Below are 21,364 nucleotides of genomic sequence, written 5' to 3' on the forward strand. Positions count from 1 at the left end.
TCTCTCCAGTAATCGTTATGGGCGTGTTAAAACGCCCAGCAAAATTACGTTCCGCTGGCCATCGCTGCTTTGCGCGCGGCGCTGAGAGACTTTGCCAAGTCGGTCCGCGAGCTCACACGCGCTGCGTCGTCGCACAAGCAACGCGAACGCGCGTAACACGCGCAAACAAAAAAGCGAAGCCGCTGATGTCAGCGGCTTCGCTCGTCGTTCTCACTGCACGCCGATGCGTCGCGGCGCGCACATCTATATATGTGCGCGATTCCGCATCGTTGGCGCCGAACTCACGCGGCTTTACGCACGACGCCCGTGGACTTTGCCGAATCGGTCCGCGCATTCGCTCCGCTCGCCGCCGCGCTGCGATAACGCGTGGCCGATACGCCGAAGCGTGCGCGGAACGCGCGCGCGAAACTGCAGCAGTTGTCGAAGCCGCTGGCCGCGGCGACCTCGCCGATCATCATCGTCGTGCTCTTGAGCAAGTCGGCGGCGTGCTCCAGACGCATGCGCGCGGATGCGGCCTGCGGGCTCTCTTCATAAAGACTGTGGAAGGTCTTGGAGAAGTACCAGCTGGAGAAGCTGGTCAGTTCGGCCAGTTCGCTGATGCGCACCACGCGATCGCAATTGCCTTCGAGATACAGGCGTGCGCGCTGCAGACGGCCGAACACCTGACGCTTGCGGCTGCGCGAGCGGCCCGGGCAACGCGGGATGCGCGCGGCCAGCTCGCGCTGGATGCCGGCCAGGTGCAGCAGGATCGGACGCAGCGCGGTGACCTCGGCCGGGGCCTCGGTGTCGGCGGCGTGCACGCTGGCCTGGCGCCACAGGCGCAGGGCGACGCGGGCGTCGCGCCGGGTCATGCGACCGCGGCCGGCATAGAGGCCGCAGTCGGTGAAGCGCGCCATCGCCTTGAGCGCGTCCGCGCTCAGGTTCAGGCCCACGCACAGGCCGTGGCGGTCGGCCTGCAGCACCGGCTTGGAGTCGCGCTCGAAGGCGATCCAGTCGCCGCGGCGCAGACGGAACTTGCCTTCCTTGGCTTCGACCCAGGACGCGCCTCGCAGCTGCACCCAGATCGAGAAGTTGGCGCCCGACAGCTGTGCGCTGCCGAGGCGGGAGACGCCGACGCAGCTACCCAGCGCTGCGTTGTCCGGGCTGTCGAGCTGCAGCAGCTGCCCGCGATCCGCCCATTGCGATTGCTCCATTGGTCCACCTCATGTGCCGAGAATGGCCAAAGGTTTTGCCGGAGCCGGAGTGCGGCTTCAGGAAAGTTGTCGGACAGTTATGCGAAATCGCAACGAGAGCAAAACCGAAGAACTTCCGAAAGCATGTTTCGCTTTTGGATCAATTACTTGAACCAACCCGGCACTTCGGTCTTCGGCGCGGGCAACAGGTCCATGTAACCGATATCAGCGCCATCCCACTCGACCAGAGCCACGTACACGGCGTCGCCGCGCGGGCTGACCGAGAAACCGTTGATGGCGGCGCGGCGGCTTTGGTCCAGGCACAGCGGCGGTGACGTGGTGGCGTCTCCCAGGCCGATGCGACGCAGGCGTGCGGCACAGCTCTGCAGCTGTTCGAGGTAGCGAATCTGGCCGTCGCCGGCGACCGCCCACAGACGGTAGCGGTCGGAGATCGGCATTTCCGCGTTCAGCTCGCGCACGCTGCCTGCGGTCAGGGCCAGGTCGGCCTGCCACAGACCGCTGCGGGTGGGCCGGGTGAACAGCACGCGCTGGCCGACCGGGTCCAGCTGGACCTGGGACACGTCGTCGATCGTGGCCAGGGCTTTCATCGGGTTGTGGCGGCGGTCGAACAGGTGCAGGCGCAGATGGCCGTCGCCGGCCCCGGCCAGGACCAGGATCCGGTCCGGGTCGGGCAGGTACAGGGCCTGCACCGGTTCGGTCAGCGGCAGGTCCAGCTGCGAAACCCGGCCGCTGGACGGGACCACCTCGTGCACCACCGCCCGGCCGTCGCGGTCGCGGCCGCTGACCAGCACGCTGCGCGCGTCGGCCGACCAGTTGGAGACGTAACGGGTGGCCGGCTGCACGCCGGCGATCATGCGCAGCGATTCCGGCCGCTCCAGATCGGCCCACCATAGGCCGTTGCTGCCGGAGCGATCCGACACGAACACCATCTGGCGCGAGTCCGGCGCGATCGAAGGCAGCACGTCGCGCGCCGAAGACGCAAACAGCGGTTCGACCACGTGCACCAGGCCGCCGGAATGCTCCGGCACCATCACCCGGTACAGACCGAAATAGGGTTTGCGCTGCACGAACACCGCGGCCTCGCGGCTGCGCGCGGACACCGGGCTCTGGGCGTCGGCGATGCCGGTGTCGGTGATCCGGCCGCTGTCGAAGTCGAGCCGGTACATGCGCACGTCGCCGTCGGAGGCGCGCCCGAACAACAGACCGCTGCCGTCGGGCAACCAGTCCCAGCCGCGCACGTCGGCGCGCAGCTCGGTCAGGCGTTCGGCTTCCCCGCCCTCGGCCGGCACGCGCCAGAAATCGCCGAGCGGCGCATTGCGCACGAACGCGATCCAGCGTCCGTCCGGCGAGTAGCGCGGTGCGGTGTCGAGATCGTCGCGACCGCGGCGGTAGTTGAGCGCGGTCCATTCGCCGCTGGCCAGATCGAGCTGGCGCATGCCGGCCACGCCCAGCGCGGTGGGCATGCTGCCGAACACCAGGCCGTGGCTGTCGGGCGTCCAGTCGAAGCTGGGCGGGCTGCGGTGGTCGCAGGTGCCGACCTCGCGCTCGGCGCCGCCGTTGGCCGCGATCATCATGATCCGGCAGGCGACGCCCGGGTCCAGGCGCACGAACGCGATCCAACGCCCGTCCGGCGACCAGGCCGGCGCGCTGTCCTCGGCGTTGCCGCCGGGATGGCTGAGCACGCGCGGCTGGGTCTGGTCGGTGGTTTGGACCATGATCGCGGTCGCGCGCGCGCGCTCGGGGATGGCGACGTAGGCCACCATCGAGGCGTCCGGCGACAGCGTGGGCGCCAGCTCGAAACCCGGCATCGAGGTGATCAGGCGATAGGGGCGCTCGCTGGGCAGGGGCATCGCGCTATTGGCGCGCACCTCCTGCGGCGCCGGCGTGCGCAACATCGACCACAGCAGGATCGCGCCGACCAGCACCGACACCGCGACGATCGCGCCGACGATCGAAGTCCAAGCGCCGCGCGCGCTGGGCGCGGCGACGACCGGGATCGCGGCCACCGTCTCGTCGCGCCGCGGCTCGGGAAACGCCGGATGTTCGGCGGTGGTGCGCGAAGGATCGACCAGCGCCGCATCCTGACGCGCGCGTTCGGCGCGCGCGGGCGCGTCCGATGCGGCGTCCAGCCAGACCACCGGCGTGAGCAGGCGATAGCCGTTCTTGGCGATGGTTTCGATGTAGCGCGGATTGCCGCGCTCGTCGTCGAAGGCCTTGCGCAGTTGGGTGATGGCCTGGGTGATGACGTCGTTGGTCGGCAGCGTGTCGGGCCAGACCTCGGTCAGCAAGGCATCGCGGCTCACGACCCGGCCCTGGTGCTCGACCAGGCTCAGTAGCACGCCCATGGCCTTGGGCGTGATCCGGCGCGCCCGCCGCGCGCCGGGCGCGAGAATCTCGCGCAGCGGCACGTCGACCAGGCAGTCGCCCACGCGCAGTCGCTCGGACGGCAGCGGCGGCGGCGATGGCTCGGGGGGTCGTGACATGAATCCTGCAATGGTCGCGGCGGTCCGCTACGGCGTCATGTGCCTGAAGACGTGTAAGGCCAACGGCCATACCCGGCACAACGCTGGGGCGCGAACGGGCTAACGCGCCTGAGGCCGCCATTCTAACGTCGCCGGGTACCTCCGCATTCATCGCGGGTGGCACACAGGCCCTCTCTCGCCGACGTCCTACAGAACGTATCGTTCCACTTTCGCGTCGCGGCCTTCACGGGGCCGGGGCGCGATTTTTTTCCGCGCCTTCGCTGCATGCGTGCTTAACGACGGGCCCGGCCGCGCCCGATCGGCGTCGGGCTCAACGACGCTCCTGGCGCAGGATGGTCAAGCCGATCAGACGCGACACCACCGCGGCGATGTAGCCCACGCCCGCGAACTGCTCCAGCATCACCAGCACGCGCGCGCCCGAGCCCAGCGGAATCACGTCGCCCAGACCGACCGCGGAAAGATTGGTGAAGCTCAGGAACAACAGTTCGATCCAGGTCCGCGGCTCGCCCGGGCGCTCGGCGCCGACGAAACTGCCGGGGTACCAGGCCTGGCAGACCAGGAAGGCGTAGGCGAATCCCCAGGCCAGCAAGGTGAAGGTCGCGCCCGCCGCGAACAGCTCGTCGGCGGTGACCCGGTGGTCGCTCATCATGTAGGCGATCAGGCTACCGGCGGCATAGAAATAAAGCAGCGCCTCCAGCGCCGACGAGGCCACCAGCAGCAGGTCGCTGCTTATCAGCACCGACAGGATCGACAGCGCGAACGCCGGCACCGCCAGCAGCCACGCGATCCACTTGACCGCCGGGCTGCGGTCCACCACCCACACCGCCAGGGTCAGCACCAGCACGCCGAACGCGCCGAACACGACTCGCCCGCCGCCGGAGGGCTCGAACAGCGGATAGGCCAGCATGCTCAGCAGCTGCGCGGCCAGCAGAAACGCCGACGGATGCCGGCGCGCGATGGCGCGCCATTTCAAGGAGGCGTAGTTGCGGTCGCTCATGCGGCGGAGTGTGCAGGACTTGGCGGGCGGCGCACAGGGGGCGGGGATCGGGTCGCGGCGGTGCCGAAGCGTCGGTCTGAGGCCGCCCTCGGGTAGCGCCGCCAGAGTCGACTCGAAAGGCCGGGATATCGAATTCTTTCGAAATCCAAGACACGGACCGCTGCGACGCCCCCTCTCCAGCAACTGCACCGCACCGCGACGGGCGGCAATGCCTGCGCTCAACGCAGTCCGCAACCACCGGCGCTGCGCCCGCGTGCACGCGCCGATTCGGTTCGTCGCACCGCGCTTGTATGGGCCATCAGCGTCCCCGAGAATCTACCGCCGCCCGACGCGGGCGGTCGTATGAAACCAGGGGGAACACCGAAATGTCGTTATTCAGGACTGCGATCGTAGCGATCGCGGCAGTCGTGCTGTCTGGCTGCGCCTTTCAGAAACAAGCCGTCCGCATCGAACCCAAGGTCGACGCGCCGCAAAGCACGATCGGCTCCGGCAAGCTGACCATGGTCAATGTCGCAGACGAGCGTCCGCGCTCGACGCTGGGAACACGCGGCGTGTCCGGTATCGGCGAACAGCTGACCGTGGACGGCGATCTGCCCAAGATCCTCGAAGCGTCCATCGTGCAGGGCCTGCAGAAGCAGGGCTTCGCCACCAATGGCCCGCTCGAGAACCAACTGCGCGTGGAAATCCGCAACCTCGACTACGTGCTCAACTCCGGGTTCTGGGCAGGTAAGCTCAACATCGAGTTCCTGCTCAAGGGCATCTGCATCAAGGGCAATGCGCGTCCCTACGAGCAGATGTACCGCGGCGAGTACCGCAAGAACGTACAGATAGTGCAGGGCGCAAAGTCCAACAACCTGTTCGTCAACGACGTCGTCTCGCAAGCGATCAACAGCCTGCTGAAAGACGAAAAGCTGATGCGCTGCCTGGCCGAATAAGGCCGGCTCGCCCCAGGTGACGGGTGGAGGCGGACATCGCCGCCTCCACTCGACCGCGTCGCGCCCCGGGCCACCCGGGGCGACGGCTTAGCTGGCCCGATAGAGCTCCGCTCCGGCCGCCAGGAACTCCGCCGACTTCTCGGCCATGCCCACTTCGAGCGCGGCATCGGTCTCGACCCCATGCTCCTTCGCGTAATCGCGCACGTCCTGGGTGATCTTCATCGAACAGAAGTGCGGGCCGCACATCGAGCAGAAGTGCGCCACCTTGTGCGCATCCTTGGGCAGCGTCTCGTCGTGATACTCGCGCGCCCGCTCCGGATCCAGCCCCAGATTGAACTGATCTTCCCAACGGAACTCGAACCGCGCCTTGCTCATCGCGTTGTCGCGCGCCTGCGCCCCCGGATGGCCCTTGGCCAGATCGGCCGCGTGCGCGGCGATCTTGTAGGCCATCAGCCCTTCGCGCACGTCCTGCTTGTTGGGCAGGCCCAGATGCTCCTTCGGCGTCACGTAACACAGCATCGCCGTGCCGAACCAACCGATCATCGCCGCGCCGATCGCCGAGGTGATGTGGTCGTAACCCGGCGCGATGTCGGTGGTCAGCGGCCCCAAGGTGTAGAACGGCGCCTCGCCGCAAACCTCGAGCTGCTTGTCCATGTTCTCCTTGATCAACTGCATCGGCACGTGGCCGGGGCCTTCGATCATGGTCTGGACGTCGTGCTTCCAGGCGATCTTGGTCAGCTCGCCCAGGGTCTCCAGCTCGCCGAACTGGGCCGCGTCGTTGGCGTCGGCGATCGAGCCCGGACGCAGGCCGTCGCCCAGCGAGAAGGCCACGTCGTAGGCCTTCATGATTTCGCAGATTTCCTCGAAGTGGGTGTAGAGGAAATTCTCCTTATGGTGCGCCAGGCACCACTTGGCCAGGATCGAGCCGCCGCGCGAGACGATGCCGGTCACGCGCTTGGCGGTCAGCGGCACGTAGCGCAGCAAGACGCCGGCGTGGATGGTGAAGTAGTCCACGCCCTGCTCGGCCTGTTCGATCAGGGTGTCGCGGAAGATCTCCCAGTTGAGCTCCTCGGCGCGGCCGTCGACCTTTTCCAGGGCCTGGTAGATCGGCACCGTGCCGATCGGCACCGGCGAATTGCGGATGATCCACTCGCGGGTTTCGTGGATGTGCTTGCCGGTCGACAGGTCCATGACCGTGTCGGCGCCCCAGCGGATCGACCACACCAACTTCTCGACTTCCTCGGCGATGCCCGAGGACACCGCCGAATTGCCGATGTTGGCGTTGACCTTGGTCAGGAAGTTGCGGCCGATGATCATCGGCTCGCTTTCCGGGTGGTTGATGTTGTTGGGGATGATCGCGCGGCCGCGAGCGACCTCGTCGCGCACGAACTGCGGCGTGATGATCTTCTGGATGTCGGCGCCGAAGCTGTGGCCGGCGTGCTGGTTGAGCAGGTGGGCCTCGCGGATCGCTTCCAGGCGCTGGTTCTCGCGGATCGCGATGTATTCCATCTCCGGGGTGACGATGCCGCGGCGCGCGTAATGCATCTGGGTCACGTTGGCGCCGGCGATCGCGCGGCGCGGCAGCGGCCGGTTGCCGAAGCGCACGTGGGCCAGCTTGGGGTCGTGCTCGCGCTTGCGTCCGAACTCCGACGACAGCCCGCTCAGCGCCTGGGTGTCGCCGCGCTCGGCGATCCAGTTCGCGCGCAGCGGCTTCAGGCCGGCGGCGAGATCGATCTCGACGTCGTGATCGGTGTAGGGGCCGGAAGTGTCGTAGACCGCGAGCGCGGCGTTGTCCTCGCCGCCGAAGATGGTCGGCGTGCGCGCCAGCGCGATCTCGCGCATCGGCACTTGCAGGTCCGGACGCGAACCTTCGACGTGGATCTTGCGCGAACCGGGAATCGGACGCACGACGTCGGCCGAAAGACGTTCGGCCTGCTGCAGCAGTTCGGAGGGCACCGCATTCATGGGATCGGATCCGCTTTTTGATGAAGACATCCGCACGAAACGTGCGGGCGCATGCGAGGGACTCGCACAAAGCGGGCGGCGCACGGACGCGAAGCGCGGCCGGCGAAGCTTCCCTACGGCGGTCTCAACCGCATCAGGTTCGAAGGGACTGTCTCAACCGCCGGCCTGGAACCGCCGCGGTACCCCCGCTTCAGTGCGCATTAGACATGGAAATTCGGGTCGGCGCCAATCCGCGCCCAGGCTGGCACGAGCGGATTCCGGCGGGCGCGTCCGCCGCGCGCGCCGGGCCTGTGCGCGCTGGCGTCCGCGCATTGCCTGCGGTGGCCGCGCAGGCTAGCGTGTGACGATGCCCAGCCACCCCAGTCAGCTTTCCTCGCCTCGTATCGCCGTAGGCCCTGCCGGATGGGCGGCAGCGCTCCTCCTGGCCCTGTCGGCCTGCGCCGCGCCCGCGCCCAAGCCCGCGCCAGCGACGCCGAATGCCGCTGCCGCGCCGAACCCGGCCGATCCGCTGCAGCGCCTGCGCCCGCTGTGCGGCAAGGCCTACGCCGGCCGCGTCGTGGTCGACACGCCCAAGAGCGCGGACGATCCCTTCGCCGGCAAGCCGCTGATCATGCATGTACGCGATTGCGGCCTGACCGAGATCCGCGTGCCCTTTCATGTCGGCGAGGACCGTTCGCGCACCTGGGTATTCAGCGCGCACGACGGCCGGCTGCGGCTCAAGCACGATCATCGCCACGCAGATGGCAGCCCCGATGCGCTCACCCAGTACGGCGGCGATCAGCGTGCGCCCGGCGTGCAGCGCCCGGGCGAGATCGCCGGCCGCTACGAATTTCCGGCCGACGCCTACAGCCAGGACATGTTCCGCAAACTGGGCCGCGAGGTCTCGGTGCCGAACGTGTGGGCGGTCGAGATCGACGCGCAGCGCTTCGTCTACGAACTCGCGCGCCCCGGGCGTTTGTTCCGGGTCGAATTCGACCTCAGCCAGCCGATCGCGCCGCCTCCGCCGCCGTGGGGCGGCTGAGCGGGATCGCGTCGCCATCTTGGCTATTAATCACCGCTGATCGAGGACATCCCGAATGCGAAAACTGATTGTTGCCGTCGTGGTCTTGGCGGCCGTCGCCACCGCGTTTTGGTTCGTCGGTCGGCGGGCACCGGAGGGAGCGGCCAATGCGCCCATTGCGCACGATGCCTCGGACGCGCCGGAAACGCGGACGGACGGAAGCGAGGCGAGCGCCTATTCCGAGCCGTCGGACGCGCGGCAGACGTCGCCCTATCCCGCTCAGCGTTCCGCTGGAAACGACCATGCCAACGGCGCGCAGGCCTTGCCGCCTATAGAGGCCGCATTGCTGACCCAGGACATGGTCAACGACAACGCGCAAGCCGCATTGGGCGCCAAGAATTTCGACAATTTCATCGTATCGCTGCAGGCGGGGAGCACCGCGGAGGCGAGCGAGCGCAGTGCCGCCTACCGCATGGAAATCGAAGCGTCGCTACAACGCCACCCTGAGCTGGCCCCCCTGGGCCGTTTCGCCTGTGGCCTCAGATTCTGCGCGGGCTTGATCAACGTCGGCAAGGAGGGCAAAGCGTTCAATGCATGGACCCGCGAGTTCCGCGAGCAGACGACCCTGCCCATGCCCGTCTTTTCCCATCGCCTGATCCGCTTACCCGACGGCTCGTCCGAGGCGCGCTTCCTGTTTACCACCAGCGGCAATGGCGGAGTCGTCTCATCCGGCAAGCCCCGATAAGGCGTCCACGCGCGAGCGCTCCGCTAGCGCGGCGACGTCCGGCCGGATTCGCCGGCCGGACGCGCCACGGGGAAAACCACGGGCGCCGGCGCGCCCGCGTGCATCACGGGTTGGTGAAGTAGCCCGAGCAGTACTTGGTTCCGTTCTTGGTCAGATAGAAACGATTGCAGTTGGTGTCGTAGCTGCTGCCGGTCGCGGTGATCAGGAAGCCCGACAGATACACCTGGTTGAGGTGGTAGTGGCTGCCGTTGGACTTGAGCGACCAATGCTCGTGCGGGCCGGTGGAGGAGCCGCCGTTGCACAGCGCCTGGCTCTGGGTGTTGGCCGGATTGGCGATGCGGGTATTGGCCGCGACGCTGGCGCCGGTGGCGTACTGGATGTTCATCAGGTGGTAGTAGGTGGTCGACCAGCCGCCGCTATGCACGACTTCGGCGAAACACGACGAGTGGCGCTTGAACGAACCCGCCGCCGACGAGGACACCCAGGTATTGCTCTGGTTGCTGCCCCAGCCGCCGCCGATCGACATGTCCAGCGACGACATCGGGTAGTTGCCCGAGCCGGTGTTGGTATGCGCGCCGCCCACATGCCAACGCTGACCGCGCGGGAACGGGAACTGCAGAAAGCCGTTCGCCGGCCCCGCCAGGGCGCCCACGTCCGGACCGGCCTGCGCCGCGAAGCGCGGCGACGGCGTCGCCGCCTTGCGGGTCTCGTTGAACAGGCTGGCGTAGACCTGCTGGAACTCGCTGTCGCCGCTCAGCGCCGCACTGGCCGCACTCACGCCCGTGCGCGCGAACAAGGTCTGCAGCGGATTGACGCGCGCCAGCGACACCGGCCCCTTGGCGTCGGCGGCGTCCTGCGCGTACAGCGCCTCGCGCAGCGCCACCGCCACTTCGCGGGTTTGCGCGCTGAAGTCGCGGCTCTGGGCGAGCTTGCCGAACGGCCGGCTCATGCCGTCGGCCGCCGCGCGCCGGCGCGTGACCACGCCGCTTTGCTGCTCCATCAATGCGATCAGCACCTTCGGGCTGATGCCGCTGTAGCCGGCCCAGTGCGAGATCGTCTCGCCGTAACGCGACAGATGCGGCGCGCGCTTGGCCAGGTAGGCGTCGATGTCGAAGTCGAACATCTCGTCGTAGCTGTAGATCAGATCCCGCCCGGCCAGCCCGCCGCCGGCCGGTTCCGCCGCCGTGGCCGCTCCGCTGATCGCCAGCGCCATGGAGCACGCCAGCAGCGTCTTTCTTGCCTTGGATATGTCCTTCATTGCCTTGCTCCTTGAATGAACGAATGGGCGAACTGCGTGCGCCTGCCCCAGCCGTCGGGCCCGGCGCCGAGCCGTGACGTCCGGCTAAACGTCCCGCCACTCCACTGGCATCCGTCGCCCTTGAGGAACGCGCAGCAAAAAAACTCTCGCGCGCATGGCCCGCGCTGTCGTGAGACGCAGGCCCGTTCATTTAGTTTCAAATGAGACCAATTCTCCAATTCTGTTATTACATTCCGACATGAGCCATTCCGCCGGGCCGGCGCCGCCCGGATCGGCGATCGAAAGCCCGGACGCCCCCCCGCTTCCGTATTCACATCGCGCGCCTCGGATGTGCGTTAGAAGCGTATTGGTTGCACCTATCGGCACGGCTGCACCGCGTGCCACGATGACGTCATCACCTCGACGCACGCTCCGGCCGCATGAACCCACCTTCGCCGCGCCTGATCGCCCTGTTTTGCGTCGTGCTGGCGACCAGCGCCTGCTCCCTATGGCCGTTCCGCGGCGAGCCGGCGCCCGAACCGGTCGCCGACGACGCTCACGAACTGTTTCGACGCCTGTCCGCCCTGTGCGGCAAGGCCTACCTGGGGCGCGTGGTCGCCGACATCCCCGAGAACGCGGCCGATCCCTATTCCGGCCGCGCCCTGGTGATGCACGTGCGCGAATGCGACAAGCAGGAGATCCGCATCCCCTTTCACGTCGGCAGCGACCGCTCGCGCACCTGGGTGCTGAGCCCGCGCGGGCACCAGCTGCGGCTCAAGCACGACCACCGCCACGCCGACGGCGCCGCCGATCCTCTGTCGCACTACGGCGGCGACAGCGCGCAGATCGCGATCTCGGCCGACAGCGCCGAAGCGCAATTCCCGGCGGATGCCGATTCGCGTTCGCTGTTCCGGCGCATGGGCCGGCCGGAGGCCGCGCAGAACGTATGGACGATCGAACTCGATAGCGGCCGCCGCTTCGTCTACAAGCTGGCGCGCCCCGGGCGTCTGTTCCGGGTCGAGTTCGACCTGACCCGGCCGATCGCGACCCCGCCGCCGCCCTGGGGAGCGAGCGATCCGCCGCCCGCGCCGGCCAAGCCCAAGCGCGCGCCGCGCGCGAAGAAGCCGCGCTGATCCGCGCGCGCGCGCCAGGTCCGCCGCGCCCGGCGAACGCCTGCGGAGCGTGACGGCCATCCGCGCCGCTTGACGCACCGCACAAACCTCGGTTATTGCTGTCGCATGCACCCCGCCCTCGCCACCGCCCGCATCGCCGCCCAGCCGCAAGGCCGGGGCGCGGCCGCGCGAGCGCTGGCGATTACCACCACCGGTACCACCACTACTCCAGTGGTGCGGACGGGCGTGTCCAACTGATCCAAACACGCCGCTCCGCACCCGATCCGGGTGCGGCCTGCCGGCCACACCCCAGTCGCGACGCGGAGCCCCAAACGGAGCTCTCGCCATGTCGTCCGCGCCACCCTCGCCCGCCGCCCCACCCGCTCGCCACGTGCACAAGTTCGGCGGCAGCAGCGTCGCCGACGCCGTCCGCTACCGCGCCGTTCCGCCGCTGATCGACGACGGCGCGCAGGCGCGCATGGTCGTGGTCTCGGCCATGCAGGGCGTCACCGACGCCCTGGTCGCGCTGGCCGCGGCCGCACGCGGGCGCGAGGCGCTGGAACCGGCATGGTCCACGCTGAGTCAGCGCCACCTCGACGTCGCCGCCGAGCTCGACCCCAGCGGCAGGCAGGGTCTGGCGCCTGCGCTGCGCCAGGAACTGACCGAACTCAAAGCGCAGTTGGACCGACTCGCGGCCGGGCACTGGAACGAGGAGCAGGCCGAACGCATCGCCGCCGCCTTGCCCGGGCTGGGCGAAGTGCTGTCCTCGTACTTGCTGCACGCCACGCTCGGCGGCGATGCCGCCGGCTGGCTGCGCCTGGATGCGCGCGAGGTGTTGGTGGTGCATCCGGGCGAGATGGGCGTGGGCGTGGATTGGGACGCCAGCCGCGCGCGCCTGGCCGATTGGCGCGCGCGCCATCCCGGCGAACGCATCGTCGTCACCGGCTTCGTCGCCCGCGACGCGCAGGGCGAAGCGACCACCCTGGGCCGCAACGGCAGCGACTACTCCGCGGCGATCTTCGCCCACCTGTTCGACGCCGACGCGCTGACCATCTGGACCGATGTCGACGGCGTGCTGTCGGCCGATCCGCGTCTGGTGCCCGATGCGGTCTGTCTGCCGGCGATGTCCTATGCCGAAGCCTGCGAGCTGGCCTATTTCGGTGCCAAGGTGCTGCATCCGCAGACCCTGGCGCCGGTGCAGCAGCGCGGCATCCCGCTGCGCATCCGCAACGCGCGCAATCCCGACGCGCCCGGCACCCTGATCACGCCGCAGCCGTCGGTGGACGGCGCGCCGGTGAAGGGCCTGAGCCTGGTCCACGATCTGGCGGTGCTGGAACTGGTCGGCAACGGCATGGTCGGCGTGCCCGGCACCGCCGAACGCCTGTTCGGCGCGCTGCGCGGCGCCGGCGTGTCGGTGACCATGATTTCGCAGGGCTCGTCCGAACATTCGATCTGCTGCGTGGTGCGCGCCGATCAGGCCCAGCGCGGGCGCGCGGCCATCGTCGCCGCGTTCGCCGATGCCATGGCCGACGGCCAGGCCCAGGAAGTCAGCGTCACCCCGGACGTATGCGTGCTGGCCGCGGTCGGCGACGGCATGGTCGGCACGCCCGGCGTCGCCGCGCGCCTGCTCGGCGGACTCGCGCAGGCGCGCGTGAACGTGCGCGCGATCGCGCAGGGCGCGGGCGAGCGCAACATCTCGGTCGCGATCGGCGCGCGCGACGCCACCCGCGCGCTGCGCGCCGCCCACTCCGCGTTCTGGCTGTCGCCGCAATGCGTGTCGGTCGGGCTGATCGGCCCCGGCAAGGTCGGTCGCGCCCTGCTCGCGCAGCTGGCCGATGCGCAGCCGCGCCTGAGTTCCGAACACCACCCGGATTCGAAACTGGAACTGCGCCTGCGCGCGATCGCCGACAGCCGGCGCATGCAGCTCACGCCCAAGGCGATGGCGCCGCAGGGCGCGGTCGAAGCGCTGGCCGAGGGCGAAGCGCTGGACCTGGCGCGTTTCGCCGCGCACGTGCGCGCCGAGCACCTGCCGCATGCGCTGATCGTCGATTGCAGCGGCAGCGATGCGGTCGCCGCCTACTACCCGCAGTGGCTGGAAGCCGGCATCCACGTGGTCACGCCCAACAAACAGGCCGGCGCCGGCCCGCTGCCGCGCTACGAAGCGATCCGCGCCGCCAGCCGCAACGGCGGCGCCAAGTTCCGCTACGAGGCCACGGTCGGCGCCGGCTTGCCGGTGATCCAGACCCTGCGCTCGCTGCTGGACACCGGCGACGAGCTCACCGAGGTCGAAGGCATCCTGTCCGGCACCCTGGCCTGGCTGTTCAACCGCTACGACGGCAGCGCCGCGTTTTCCGAGCTGGTGCGCGAAGCCCATCGCCTGGGCTACACCGAGCCCGATCCGCGCGACGACCTGTCCGGCACCGACGTCGCCCGCAAGCTGGTGATCCTGGCGCGCGAAGCCGGCCGCGCCTTGTCGCTGGAGCAGGTCGAGGTCGAAAGCCTGGTGCCCGAGGCGCTGCGCACGGTTTCCAAGGACGAGTTCATGGCCCGCTTGTCCGAGCTGGACGCGCCGCTGAAACAGCGCTTCGACGAGGCGCGCGCGGCCGGCCTGGGCCTGCGTTACCTGGCCCGTCTGGACCGCGACGGCCGCGCCAGCGTCGGCGTGGTTTCGCCGCCGCCCGGCCATGCCGCTTTGCATGGCGCGCTCACCGACAACCTGATCCAGTTCCGCACCCGCCGTTACGCGGATAATCCGCTGGTGGTGCAAGGGCCCGGCGCGGGGCCGGACGTCACCGCGGCCGGCGTGTTCGGCGACATCCTTTCCATCGCGCAGACCCTCGGAGCCCGCGCATGAGCGCTGCGACACCCCATTCCCGCGTGCGCGCCTTCGCGCCCGGCAGCGTCGGCAACATCGGGGTCGGTTTCGACCTGCTCGGGCATTCCATCGAGGGCCCGCGCGATGTCGCCGTGGTGCGCCGCATCGCCGAGCCGACGGTGCGCATCGCCGCGATCCGCGGCGACAGCCTCGGCGCCGCCGGCCTGCCACTGGAAGCCGCGCGCAATACCGCCGGCCAGGCTTTGATCGCGCTGCGCGACAAGCTCAGCCTGGACTACGGCTTCGAGCTGGAACTAGAGAAAGGCATCCCGCTGGGCTCCGGCCTGGGCGGCTCAGCCGCGTCCTGCGTGGCCGCGGTGGTCGCCGCCAACGCGCTGCTGGACGCGCCGCTGCCGCGCGAGGCCTTGTACGAATTCGCGCTGGACGGCGAGTCGGTCTCCAGCGGCAGCCGCCACGGCGACAACGTCGCGCCGATGCTGCTCGGCGGCGTGGTCATGGCGACGGCGACGCGCATGATTCCGTTGGCCGTGCCCGAGTGGCTGCATGCGGCGGTGGTGCATCCGGACCAGGTGCTGGAAACGCGGCGCGCGCGCGCCGTGCTCGCCGAACCCTATCCGCTGCACACCGTGGTCGAGCAGAGCGCGCACCTGGCCTTGTTCCTGACCGGCTTGCAGCGCGGCGACGCCAGCCTGCTGCGCGAAGGACTGGTCGATCTGCTGGTCGAACCGCGACGCGCGCCGTTGATCCCCGGCTTCGCCGCGGTCAAGGCGGCCGCGCTCGCCCACGGCGCGCTGGGCGCCAGCATTTCCGGCGCCGGCCCCAGCTGTTTCGCCTGGTTCGAATCCAAGGCGCAGGCGCAAGCCGCCTCGGCGGCCATGCGCCAGGCCTTCGCCGACGCCGGCTTCGATTCGCGCGCCTACGTGACGCCGGTAGCGGGACCGCGCGCGGAGGTGATCGGTGAGGAGTGAGGCGATAACGGCAGCGACAACAACAACGACAACGACAACGGCAACGGCAACGGCAAATCCCCCCTGCCCCCCTTTTTCAAAGGGGGGAACAGCAGGGCGTCGCGTGCCTCGTCTTGCGCCGTTGCACGGATCTCCCATCACGCTGAAGTCCCGCTGGTCCTCCCCCTTCGCAAAAACCCATTGGTCCTCCCCCTTCGCAAAAGCCCGCCGGCCCTCCCCCTTTGAAAAAGGGGGACCGAGGGGGATTTGCTCTTCGACCGCCGCCGGTCGCCCACCGCCGCACACATCCCCCTTCCCGCCAGAAACCCGCTGGCCCTCCCCCTTTGAAAAAGGGGGATCGAGGGGGATTTGCTCTTCGACCGCACCAAGCAGCCACGCCGCCCCGCCCAGAGACCGCCCATGAATTACTACAGCACGCGCGGCCAGACGCCCGCGACTTCGATCGACGCCGCGCTCTCGGCCGGACTCGCGCCCGATGGCGGTCTCTACGTACCCGAAGCCTTGCCGCAGCTGCCGCCGCAGCCCGCGCGCGACGCGCTCGCCGATACCGCGCAGGCCCTGCTCGCGCCCTACTTCGCCGACTCCGCCCTGCGCGAGCGCCTGCCCGAGCTGTGCCGCCGCGCCTACGACTTCCCCGCGCCGCTGCGCGCGCTCTCGCAAGCCGACGACCTGCTGCTGGAGCTGTTTCATGGCCCCACCGCCGCCTTCAAGGACTACGCCGCGCGCTTCCTCGCCGAGGCCTTGTCGGCCCTGCGCCGGCCCGACGCGCCGACCACCACCATCGTGGTCGCGACCTCCGGCGACACCGGCGCCGCGGTCGCGGCGGCGTTCCATCGCCGGCCCGGCTTCCGCGTGGCGATCCTCTACCCCGACGGCCGCGTCTCGCCGCGCCAGGCCCACGGCCTGGGCTGCTGGGGCGACAACGTCCAGGCCTATCGCGTCGACGGCGATTTCGACGCCTGCCAGCGCCTGGCCAAGCAGGCGCTGTCCGATCAGGCCCTGCGCGCAACCTTATCTCTGAGTTCGGCCAACAGCATCAGCCTGGGGCGCCTGCTGCCGCAGGCCGCCTACTACGCGCATGCCGCCGCACAGCACCAGGCGCGCAACGGCCAAGCACTCAACTTCATCGTGCCCACCGGCAATCTGGGCAACGCTTGCGCGGCCCTGGTCGCGCAACGCATGGGTGCGCCGATCGGCGAGATCCGCCTGGCCACCAACGCCAACGACACCCTGCCGCGCTACTTCGCCGGCGCCGATTACGCCGCGCAGCCGACCCGCGCCACCCTCGCCAACGCCATGGACGTGGGCGCGCCCAGCAACTACGAGCGCCTGCGCCACTGGTTCGGCAGCGACGCGCAACTGCGTGCCGCGATCGTCGCCACCGCCGTCGACGACGCCACCATCACCGACACCATCCGACGCGCACCGCAGCGCCACGGCATCGTGCCCTGCCCGCATACCGCCACCGGCCTGCACCTGTTGGAAGGCTTGCGCGCGCAAGGCGATAGCCGGCCGTGGGCGGTGGTCGCGACCGCGCATCCGGCCAAGTTCGACAGCATCGTCGAGCCCTTGGTCGGTCGCGCGGTGCCGCCGCCCCACGCCCTGGCCGAGGCCTTGGCGCGCCCGGCGTCGGCCGAACCCCTGCGCGCCGACTACGCGACGCTGCGCGCGCGGCTGGCCGCCATAACCGCCTGAGCGCACCGGCCACGGAAAGCGACGATCGTCACAATATGACGGAGTGCGAAGCACTAACGTCGCCCACGACAGCATCGCCTTCCGGGAGAAATGACGCCGTCCGTCGGCGTGGCAGGGAAGCACCGTGCGATGCCCGCGCACAGCCCGTGTGCAACGCAAAACCTGCTACGGCTCGGGCGGGCAATCACCGCATATCACTAACAAAACGTAGGGGTTTTCACCTGCGTCGCACAGCGCTTAGTTAGCGAAACCTGACCACTCACCATCGGTTGCGCCCGCAACAATCGACAGTGGACGGCCTTTGGCGTATTTATCGTTCTCAAGGACACAACTTTCGTATTCGGAAACACTCCATACCATGACGCAGCAGGCCCAAGAAGCGCTTCAGGGCACCCCGGACGGCAGCCCGTCCGGGTTCGAATTCGGCTGCGACACCATGGATTCCGTCACCCAACTGATCCTGGCCGCCCAGAACGGCCAGGCCGGCGCCTGGGACCGGGTCTACACCTTGCTGTATCAGGAACTGCATAAAGTCGCCGGGCTGCACCTGCGCCGGCGCTGGCGCGGCAGCGAGCGTTCGCCGACTTCGCTGATCAACCGCACCTGGCTGCGCCTCAACCAGGACGAGGTCACGCTCAACAATCGCCAGCATCTGTTGTCGGTGCTGTCGCGCGCGATGCGTTACGCCGTGCTGGACGAAGTGCGGCGCCTGCAGGCCAGCAAGCGCGCCGAGCACTACCACCCCGGCGAAATCGATTCCGTACAAGAACCCTCCTACGACCCGGAACTGGATCAGTTGGTCGCGATCGACCGCGCGCTCACCGATCTGGCCGCGGTCGATCCGCGCCTGGGTCAGGTCGTGGAAATGCGCTACTTCGCCGGCATGAGCGAAGGGGAGATCGCACAAGTACTAGGCGTCACCGAACGTACGGTGCGGCGCGACTGGCGCAAAGCGCGCGCTTTCCTGGCCGCATCCCTGGACCCGAGCGGCACGGACGACGGCTCGACGTAAGACCTCATTGAACGCAGGACGCCCGACCTGGCCGACACCGCCATGACCTCCTTGTCCGTGCGTGCGTTGACATTGTTCGACGAGTACGTGGCGATGCCATCGGCCGCGCGCGAGCGCGCCTTGGCGGCGCTGGCGCGCAGCGACGCGCCGCTGTACGCGACCCTGCGCGCGCTGCTGGACGCCGACGCCGGCGACGAGGTCGTCTTGCGGCGCTCGGCCGTGGATTTCCTGGCCGACAAGCAGCCCGCCAACTCCGAGGACGCGCCCGACGACGACGCGCACTGCGCCGACCAATCGCGCATCGGTACCCACCTGGGGCCCTGGCGCCTGCAACGCCTGATCGCGCGCGGCGGCATGGGCGCGGTCTACGAGGCGCATCGCGACGACGGCCATTACCAGCAGCGCGTCGCGCTCAAGTGCATCCGCAACGAACTGGTCTCGCCCGATCTGGTCGCCGCCTTCCTGGACGAGCGCCATCACCTGGCGCGCCTGGACCACGCCGGCATCGCCAGTCTGGTCGATGGCGGCATCGACGGCGATGGCCGGCCCTGGTTCGCGATGCGTTATGTCGACGGCACCCCGATCGACGAATGGTGCGACGCCCGCAACGCCGATGTGCGCACCCGCGTGGGCCTGTTGATCCAGGCCTGCGAAGCGCTCGCGCATGCGCACGCGCAGGGCGTGCTGCATGGCGACATCAAGCCGGCCAACCTGTTGGTCACCGCGGATGGCCATCTGCATCTGGTCGACTTCGGCATTTCCTCGCTGTTCACCGGCAGCGCGCTTGCCGATCCGCAGCTCGCGGCCACGCCCGACTACAGCGCGCCGGAAAGCCTGCGAGACGGCATTCGCGGCCCCGCGGTCGACATCTATTCGCTGGGCGTGCTGGCCTATCGCCTGCTGTGCGCGCAATGGCCGGCGCCCAAACACAGCCTGCACGAACTCATGCCCGGCTGGAGTTCCGCGGCCGCCGAGCCCATGGAGCGCCTGCTGCAGGCGTCGACGCCCGCATCGGTGGCGCGGCAGCGCGGCGCGCGCAGCGTCGCGGCCTTGGCCGACGCGTTGGCCGGCGACCTCAGCGCGATCGCGCTCAAGGCGGTCGCCAAGCAACCGCAAGACCGTTACGCCAGCGCCAGCGAGCTCGGCGCCGACCTGCGCCGTTGGCAGCAAGGTCGGCCGGTGCTGGCGCGCCCGCTCGGCCGCCTGGCCCGCCTGGGCAAGCTGATGCGTCGCAACGGCGCCGCGACCGCCTTGGCCGCGTCGCTATTGCTGGTCTTGATCGCGGGCACCGGCATCACCCTATGGCAAGGCCAGCGCGCCGCGCGCGAGGCGCGCGCCACCCTCGCGGTTGGCCAACTGTTCGCGTCCACGCTGGGCACCGCCACCTTGTCCGGGCTCGGCAGCGCGCCGTTTTCCTCGCGCGCCCTGTTGAACAAGACCGAGGCGCAACTGCGCCAAATGTCGCTGCACGACCACCCGCAACTGCTCGCGCACAGCCTGGCCACGCTCGCGCGCGGCAACGCGGTGATCGGCGATTACAAGCGCGCCGAAGACCTGGCCGCCGAGGCGATGCGCGCCCTGGGCGAGGTCGGGGACGACGACGGCTACGTGTCGGCCACCCAGGTTTCGATGCTCAATGCACGCGCGCATTTCGACGACGCCGCGCGCTTGGCCACGGCCCGTCTGACGCAGTTGGCGGACCGCAACGACGCGTCCGCGCGCCGGGAAAAAGTCAACTTCAGCGCCGAACTCGCCCAGGCCGAGTGGGGGCAAGGCCATCCGCCGGCCGCGCTGCGCACGCTGGACGAAGCCGTCGCGCAGGCGCGCGCACTCGGGCCCGGCAACGAAGAACTGCAGGCGCAGGTGCTGATCCGGCGCGGCAATTATCGTTCGCGGGTGTCCTACTTCCGACAGGCGCAAGCCGATCTGAGTTCGGCGATCGCGCTGGCCGACAAGACCAACACCGTGCTCGCCGACGACGGCCGCGACGAGTTGGTGATGATGCTGCTGCGTAAGAGCCGCCGGGTCGACCCGGCCTTCAGCGAACGCCTGCTGCAAAGCCGCCGACGCACCTTGGGCGAGCACCATCCCAAGACCGGCCGCGCCTGGATATTGCTCGGCTATACCCAATACCTGGCCGGCAGCAAGGTGATCGCCCGTCGGCAATTGCTGGCCGGCTTGGCGATGATCGAAGCCGCGTACGGGCGTAACCACCCCGAATACGCGATGGCGTCGATGATCGCGTCCTACACCGCGCCGGGCGACAACCGCGACAGCATCGCTCCCTTGCGCGAAGTCGCCCAGATCTGCGAGCGGACCCTGGGCCGGAACCACGAAACCACGGTACGCGCGAACACCGTGCTGGCGATGCGCCTGCTGAGCCTGTCGCCGCGCAACCAGCGGCCCGACGATCCAGCCGAGATCGAAACGCTGCTCAGCGACAACCTGCGCATCAAGGAAAAGGCCGGCCTGCCCTCCTCGCGCGAGGCGCAGCTGCTGGCGCGCGTGCTGATGCTGCGCGGCACGCCGGCCGACCTGCCGCGTGCGCAGGCCTTGCTGCGCCATGCCCAGTCCGATGCGGCCCGCTACTACGAAACCGACGACGCGTTCACCCGCCTGGTCAGCCAGATGGCGATCTCGCTGGACTACCTGCAAGGACAGCGCGCGCGCGCCGACGCCGCCTTCGCGCGGCAGGTGGCCGCCGATGTCGCCGACGACAGCGATGTCGCCAGCGCCGGCATCCACGAGAGCCTGATGTTCCGCGCGCTGTACGCCTATGAGACCTGCCGCGACGACGATGCGGCGGCGCTGCTGACCCAGTCGGCCGAAGACGACCTGCGCCGCCAGGGACCGGAGGGCCCCGCCACCCGCGAATCGCGCGCCTATCTGACCGCCTTGCGCGACGGCGCCATGCTGTCGGCGCCGCCGGCGCAAGGCATTCCGCCGTACGCGCTCAAGGCCGCGGTCCTTCGACGCGCCCAGAACTGCGGAAATGGAACATATTTCGTACGTAAAAATTCCACTACCAATCTGACTGCGGCGCTGCCTAAGGGCGGCGCGCAGCCCGGCAGCGGAACCGCTAAGCGCTAACCCGGTCGCAGATTCGTCTTTCCAGCGACGAACGGTGTCCCCTGCATGCCCTGATGCCGCGCGCCACGGCGATATCTGCTGTGTCAGGCGCAACCG

14 protein-coding genes and 1 riboswitch are annotated in these 21,364 nt (G+C 69.1%); of the genes, 9 read left to right on the forward strand and 5 right to left on the reverse strand.

From position 1 onward, the window contains the following. Positions 1-281: 281 nt before the first annotated feature. From ASE43_RS13685 to ASE43_RS13695, 3 genes are all read right to left on the reverse strand, one after another. Positions 282-1,193, reverse strand: coding sequence for a helix-turn-helix domain-containing protein (locus ASE43_RS13685; protein ID WP_057160867.1), 912 nt, complete (start codon positions 1,191-1,193; stop codon positions 282-284). 143 nt (positions 1,194-1,336) lie between these two features. Beyond that, positions 1,337-3,676 (reverse strand): winged helix-turn-helix domain-containing protein, encoded by a 2,340-nt coding sequence (locus tag ASE43_RS13690; RefSeq protein WP_082607286.1) that lies wholly within the window; start codon positions 3,674-3,676, stop codon positions 1,337-1,339. 310 nt (positions 3,677-3,986) lie between these two features. After that, positions 3,987-4,673: an ion channel gene (locus ASE43_RS13695; RefSeq protein ID WP_056180100.1), complete on the reverse strand. Its 687-nt coding sequence runs from the start codon at positions 4,671-4,673 to the stop codon at positions 3,987-3,989. 365 nt (positions 4,674-5,038) lie between these two features. Between ASE43_RS13695 and ASE43_RS13700 the strand changes: the two genes are divergently transcribed. Next, entirely contained in the window at positions 5,039-5,608 is a 570-nt protein-coding gene (locus ASE43_RS13700) for a YajG family lipoprotein (protein ID WP_082576544.1), read from the forward strand. 87 nt (positions 5,609-5,695) lie between these two features. On the opposite strand, the gene thiC is transcribed toward ASE43_RS13700, so the two are convergent. Then, positions 5,696-7,573 carry a phosphomethylpyrimidine synthase ThiC gene (thiC, locus tag ASE43_RS13705; protein ID WP_057160869.1) on the reverse strand — a complete coding sequence of 626 codons (1,878 nt, stop codon included), beginning with the start codon at positions 7,571-7,573 and terminating at the stop codon, positions 5,696-5,698. A 92-nt stretch (positions 7,574-7,665) separates the two neighbouring features. After that, positions 7,666-7,770: riboswitch (TPP riboswitch) on the reverse strand. Between the two features lie 149 nt (positions 7,771-7,919). Here thiC and ASE43_RS13710 point away from each other — a divergent pair. Both ASE43_RS13710 and ASE43_RS13715 read left to right on the forward strand, forming a co-directional pair. Further along, a complete protein-coding gene (locus tag ASE43_RS13710) occupies positions 7,920-8,594 on the forward strand; it encodes a hypothetical protein (RefSeq protein WP_057160870.1) in 675 nt (224 codons plus the stop codon). Positions 8,595-8,649: 55 nt separating this feature from the next. Then, positions 8,650-9,318 carry a hypothetical protein gene (locus tag ASE43_RS13715; RefSeq protein ID WP_057160871.1) on the forward strand — a complete coding sequence of 223 codons (669 nt, stop codon included), beginning with the start codon at positions 8,650-8,652 and terminating at the stop codon, positions 9,316-9,318. A 103-nt stretch (positions 9,319-9,421) separates the two neighbouring features. On the opposite strand, the gene ASE43_RS13720 is transcribed toward ASE43_RS13715, so the two are convergent. After that, the gene (locus ASE43_RS13720) at positions 9,422-10,576 is read right to left on the reverse strand and encodes a M23 family metallopeptidase (protein WP_157499927.1); all 1,155 of its coding nucleotides are present in this window, start codon (positions 10,574-10,576) and stop codon (positions 9,422-9,424) included. A 419-nt stretch (positions 10,577-10,995) separates the two neighbouring features. Here ASE43_RS13720 and ASE43_RS13725 point away from each other — a divergent pair, with 419 nt between their 5' ends. The 6 genes from ASE43_RS13725 to ASE43_RS13750 all read left to right on the forward strand — a co-directional run bounded on the left by ASE43_RS13725 (position 10,996) and on the right by ASE43_RS13750 (position 21,268). Continuing rightward, positions 10,996-11,688 carry a hypothetical protein gene (locus ASE43_RS13725; RefSeq protein ID WP_056180115.1) on the forward strand — a complete coding sequence of 231 codons (693 nt, stop codon included), beginning with the start codon at positions 10,996-10,998 and terminating at the stop codon, positions 11,686-11,688. Positions 11,689-12,013: 325 nt separating this feature from the next. Continuing rightward, the gene (gene thrA / locus ASE43_RS13730; protein WP_056180118.1) at positions 12,014-14,521 is read left to right on the forward strand and encodes a bifunctional aspartate kinase/homoserine dehydrogenase I; all 2,508 of its coding nucleotides are present in this window, start codon (positions 12,014-12,016) and stop codon (positions 14,519-14,521) included. Next, a complete protein-coding gene (locus ASE43_RS13735) occupies positions 14,518-15,471 on the forward strand; it encodes a homoserine kinase (protein ID WP_057160872.1) in 954 nt (317 codons plus the stop codon). The genes thrA and ASE43_RS13735 overlap by 4 nt, the downstream gene beginning before the upstream one ends. A gap of 399 nt (positions 15,472-15,870) precedes the next feature. After that, positions 15,871-17,166: a threonine synthase gene (gene thrC / locus ASE43_RS13740; RefSeq protein WP_057160873.1), complete on the forward strand. Its 1,296-nt coding sequence runs from the start codon at positions 15,871-15,873 to the stop codon at positions 17,164-17,166. Positions 17,167-17,524: 358 nt separating this feature from the next. Next, positions 17,525-18,178 carry an ECF-type sigma factor gene (locus tag ASE43_RS13745; RefSeq protein WP_057160874.1) on the forward strand — a complete coding sequence of 218 codons (654 nt, stop codon included), beginning with the start codon at positions 17,525-17,527 and terminating at the stop codon, positions 18,176-18,178. Between the two features lie 42 nt (positions 18,179-18,220). Then, positions 18,221-21,268: a serine/threonine-protein kinase gene (locus ASE43_RS13750; protein ID WP_057160875.1), complete on the forward strand. Its 3,048-nt coding sequence runs from the start codon at positions 18,221-18,223 to the stop codon at positions 21,266-21,268. Positions 21,269-21,364 lie beyond the last annotated feature (96 nt).

The sequence above is a fragment of the Lysobacter sp. Root983 genome (assembly GCF_001429345.1).
GTDB lineage: Bacteria > Pseudomonadota > Gammaproteobacteria > Xanthomonadales > Xanthomonadaceae > Lysobacter.